Below are 4740 nucleotides of genomic sequence, written 5' to 3' on the forward strand. Positions count from 1 at the left end.
GCCCGCCTGCGGGGGGGGGGACCGGACCGAGCGGGTCGGCCCGGGGGGGCATGCCGATGAGGTCGGTGAACCGGGTGACATCAGCGGCGGGGCCCCCCCCCGACGCCATCGTCACCGCCGGTGGAAAGCCCAGTTCAGCGCGCTGAGCCAGTTCGAGGGCTGCGAACCCGGCCGGGTCCCAGCGCACCACCGCCTGGACGGCCCGGATACCGGCGTCGGCCACGAGCACCAGTTCACCACCGTTGCCGTGGGTGCGGACCAGCGCACCGATCGCCAGCCAGCGCCGCACCGCCATCTCCGTGGCACGCAGATCGGCGCGATCGAGGTACGCCCAGGTGTCGAGGATGATCGCCGCGCCGTATCCACCTGAGGCCACCGGCTCGACGCCGGGAGTGGCGACCACGACCCGGGCACCTGACTCGACGGCATCGACGGTGGCACTGCCACCCGAGGCCACGACGGGAACACCGGCGAACGCACGGCCGAGTTCCTCCGCGGTGCGCCGGGCACCGGTGACCAGCGCCCGCACCCGGGTGCCACCGCATTCGACGCACCGGAAGTGTCGTTCCGTCCGCCCGCACCACCGGCAGGCCAGGATTTCGCCGGGACCGGACCGGTCCTGATCGAGCTGGACGGGACCGTGGCAGGCGCGGCACCGCACGTGGGTACGACAACCGGCGCAGGCCAGCGAGGGCAGGTAGCCACGCCGCGGGACGCTGAAGAGCACCGGCAGACCCGCGGCGATGGCCCGGCGGGCGGACGCGAACGCCATCTCGGGAATCCGGGCCGAATGGGCCAGCGGATCACGCATCACGCGGGCGTCGGAATCGGACAGTGCCAGCACCCGCGGCATCCTCGCGCGCACGGTCTGTCTATCGGCGACCAGGTCGTGCGCCCAACCGGATTCGACGAGTGCCTGTGCCTCGGCGGTGCGGGAGTAGCCGCCGACGAGGAACCCGCACCGTTGCTGGTGGGTTCGCAGAACGGCCACCTCACGCGGATGCGGATACGGGGCGCGGGGTTCGGCGAGACTGTCGTCGCCGTCGTCCCACACCACCACCAGGCCCAGGTTGTGCACCGGTGCGAACACTGCGCTACGGGTACCGGCCACCACCGACGCCGCGCCGCGCCGGATCGCGAGCCAGCGACGATACCGCGTCGACGGCCCCAACCCGGCCGCGAGACTCACGCACCGATCACCGAGCAGTGGTTCGCACGCCGAGACCAGGCGATCGAGGTCGCGCTGATCGGGGACGATGATGATCGTGCCGCGCCCGGCGGCGGCCACCGCCGTGGCCAGTTCGGCCAGCCGCTGCGGCCACTGCTCCCCCGGTGCGGCCTGCCAGACGGCGTGCGGGGCCGCCGCGGACTCCGATCGCAGTGCGCCGATGAACGAGTCGGCATGCTGGTACGACGACCACCCCGCCAGGTCCGGCGCATCCGGCGGCGGCGGAACGTCGTCGGCAGGTCGCGCCTCGGTGCGGGCGTGACGGGGCGGGATGGCCAGCCGCACCACATCGGACATGGTGCCCGCATACCGGTCGGCGACCGCTCGGGCGAGCGTGGCCAGCTCGGGCGTCAGGACCGGTTCGCCCGATACCGCCCGATCCAGGTACGACAGGCTGCCGACGTGGTCGCTGTCGGCCCTGCGTTCCAGCACGAAACCGTCGACCAGCCTGCCCGCGAAACGAATGCGCACACGCGCCCCCACCGCCGCGGTCTCGTCGTCGGCGGCGTCGACGAGGTAGTCGAAGGGCCGGTCGAGATGTGCCAGTCCCAACATCGGCAACACCCGCGCCACCGGAAGGGGTGACGCGGGTGTGTGTGCTCCTTTGGCAGGCGTTTTCGCCTGAGAGGGAGTGGCCAGTGCTACAGCCCCGCTGCGGCGCGCAGCTTCTCGGCGCGGTCGGTGCTCTCCCACGGCAGTTCGACGTCGGTGCGGCCGAAGTGGCCGTACGCGGCGGTCGGTCCGTAGATCGGGCGCAGCAGGTCCAGGTCGCGGATGATCGCGAGCGGACGCAGGTCGAACACCTCGGAAATGGCCTTCTGGATCAGCTCCTCGTCGACGGTGTGGGTGCCGAAGGTCTCCACGAACAGGCCCACCGGGGCGGCCTTGCCGATGGCGTAGGCAACCTGGACCTCGATGCGCTTGGCCAGCCCGGCCGCGACCGCGTTCTTGGCAACCCAGCGCATCGCGTAGGCGGCGCTGCGGTCGACCTTCGACGGGTCCTTGCCGGAGAAGGCGCCACCACCGTGGCGGGCCATTCCGCCGTAGGTGTCGACGATGATCTTGCGGCCGGTCAAGCCCGCATCACCCATCGGTCCGCCGAGCACGAACTTGCCGGTCGGGTTGACCAGCAGCCGCACATCGGAGGTGTCGAGCTCGGGCAGATCATCAGCGGCCAGCACCACGTCGACGACCTCGCGCTTGATGTCGGGGGCCAGCATGTTCTCGAGGTGGATGTCGGCGGCATGCTGCGTCGAGAGCACCACGGTGTCGAGACGGACAGGCTTGTCACCGTCGTATTCGATGGTGACCTGGGTCTTGCCGTCGGGACGCAGGTACGGCAGCGTGCCGTTCTTGCGCACCTCGGTGAGGCGGCGGGACAGGCGATGTGCCAGCGCGATCGGCAGCGGCATCAGCTCGGGAGTCTCGTCAGTTGCATACCCGAACATCAGGCCCTGGTCGCCCGCACCCTGACTGTCGATCTCGTCCTCGGAGATGCCGGTGCGGCTCTCGTGCGAGTTGAAGACACCGCCGGCGATGTCGGGCGACTGTGCGCCGATGGCCACGTTCACGCCGCACGAGGCGCCGTCGAAACCCTTGGTGGAAGAGTCGTAGCCGATCTCGAGGATCTTGGCCCGCACGATGCCCGGGATGTCGACGTAGGCGGAGGTGGTCACCTCACCGGCGACGTGCACCTGGCCGGTGGTCACCAGGGTTTCCACCGCGACACGGGCCGCGGGATCGTCGGTGAGAATGGCGTCGAGGATCGAGTCGCTGATCGCGTCACAGATCTTGTCGGGGTGCCCCTCGGTGACGGACTCACTGGTGAACAGGCGCGACGATGTGGTCATCGGATCCTCTCAAGCACTTCATTTTCAGGAAAATAGAATTGTTTTCCACGGTACACGGCACGAACTTAGGGTGCCCTCAGTGGGGCGTGCGCTCGGGTCGGGACCGGTCAACCATCAGATACGAGGGCGCGTACCTCGTCAAGTATTCGGCTCGCCATCAGTGATTTCGACCCGAGCGGCAATGCCGTCTCGCTACCTTCGGACGATAGCAACCAGCCGGTATTGTCCTCGGTTCCGAAGGCCTTGCCGTCGCCGACGGCGTTGACCACGAGCAGGTCACAGCCCTTACGACGGAGCTTGGCCCGGCCGTGGTCGAGCACGCCGCCGGTCTCGTCACCGGTTTCGGCGGCGAATCCGACGATCACGGCGGACGACGAGATGTGACCATTGTCACGTGCTTCGACGAGTGATCGCAGGATGTCGGGGTTGGTGGTCAGCTCGATCGGGGCGGGTCCGTGTGCGCCCTTCTTGATCTTGGAGCCGGCCACCGCAACGGGCCGGAAATCTGCGACGGCCGCAGACATGATCACGACGTCGGCGTCGGCGGCGCGTTTGGTCATCTGGTCGCCGAGTTCGGTGGCCTGTGAGATCCGGACAATCTCGACACCTGCTGGATCACCGGGCTCGGAAGTGGCTCCGGCGACGACCGTGACCTGCGCGCCGCGCTGTGCCGCGACGCGTGCGAGCGCGTAGCCCTGCTTGCCGGAACTGCGGTTGCCGAGGTAGCGAACCGGATCGAGCGGTTCTCGCGTACCGCCGGCACTGATGAGAATGCGCACGCCGTGCAGGTCGTACGGCAGGGCACCGGGACTGTCGAGGAGCAGCTCGCCGACAAGCGCGATCTCCTGCGGATCCGGCAGCCGCCCGGCTCCCGAATCGCGGCCAGTGAGCCTGCCCGAAGCCGGGGTCATCACCGTCGAACCGAACGAACGCAACGCGGCGACGTTGTTCTGCGTGGCAGGATGCTCCCACATCTCGGTATGCATCGCGGGCACGAACAGCACCGGACATCGGGCCGTGAGCAGCGATGCGGTCAGCAGGTCATCTGCGCGACCTCCTGCCGCACGGGCCATCAGGTCGGCGGTCGCGGGCGCGATGATCACCAGGTCTGCCTCTTGGCCCAACTTGACGTGGGCGACCTGGTCGACGTCCTCGAACACGTCGGTGCGGACAGGATTGCCGCTCAGTGCCTCGAAGGTGGCGGCTCCCACGAAGTTGAGGGCCGCCCGCGTCGGCACGACATGCACGTCGTCGCCGGCTTCGGTGAAGTGCCGGATGACCGAACACACCTTGTATGCGGCGATGCCGCCGCCCACACCCACAAGGATGCGGCGGCGGCCAGGCGATGCGGTCATCGAATACCCGAACCTCTGCGTCAGGACCTGTTGGGGCCGGAACCGGTGGTCTATTCGCCTTCGGTGTGCTCGAGCAGGTCCGAGTGGATCTCACGCATGGCGATGGACAGCGGCTTCTCCTGCTGGCCGGGCTCCACGAGGGGGCCAACGTATTCGAGGATGCCGTCGCCGAGCTGGTTGTAGTAGTCGTTGATCTGGCGTGCCCGCTTGGCCGCGTAGATCACCAGTGCGTACTTGGAGGAGGCGCGTTCAAGCAGCTCGTCGATGGGCGGGTTGGTGATGCCCAGCGGGGTGTCGTACGCGGGCG

The 4740-nt window shown here is 68.7% G+C and carries 4 protein-coding genes; all 4 read right to left on the reverse strand.

The window, feature by feature from the left end:
• The coding region (locus Q0627_RS21755; RefSeq protein ID WP_298812801.1) for a primosomal protein N' at window positions 1-1783 on the reverse strand (1783 nt) is incomplete at its 3' end.
• A gap of 86 nt (window positions 1784-1869) precedes the next feature.
• Window positions 1870-3078, reverse strand: coding sequence for a methionine adenosyltransferase (gene metK / locus Q0627_RS21760; RefSeq protein ID WP_298812804.1), 1209 nt, complete (start codon window positions 3076-3078; stop codon window positions 1870-1872).
• A gap of 107 nt (window positions 3079-3185) precedes the next feature.
• A complete protein-coding gene (gene coaBC / locus Q0627_RS21765; protein ID WP_291015982.1) occupies window positions 3186-4433 on the reverse strand; it encodes a bifunctional phosphopantothenoylcysteine decarboxylase/phosphopantothenate--cysteine ligase CoaBC in 1248 nt (415 codons plus the stop codon).
• Window positions 4434-4483: 50 nt separating this feature from the next.
• A partial coding sequence (gene rpoZ, locus Q0627_RS21770) for a DNA-directed RNA polymerase subunit omega (protein WP_298812808.1) occupies window positions 4484-4740 on the reverse strand: 257 nt, incomplete at its 5' end.

The sequence above is a fragment of the uncultured Gordonia sp. genome, assembly GCF_937858515.1.
Lineage (GTDB): Bacteria > Actinomycetota > Actinomycetes > Mycobacteriales > Mycobacteriaceae > Gordonia.

Bases quoted from the DNA above. Each gene is read 5' to 3' on its own strand.
- metK (WP_298812804.1), bottom strand. From the start codon at position 3,078: ATGACCACATCGTCGCGCCTGTTCACCAGTGAGTCCGTCACCGAGGGG.
- coaBC (WP_291015982.1), bottom strand. From the start codon at position 4,433: ATGACCGCATCGCCTGGCCGCCGCCGCATCCTTGTGGGTGTGGGCGGC.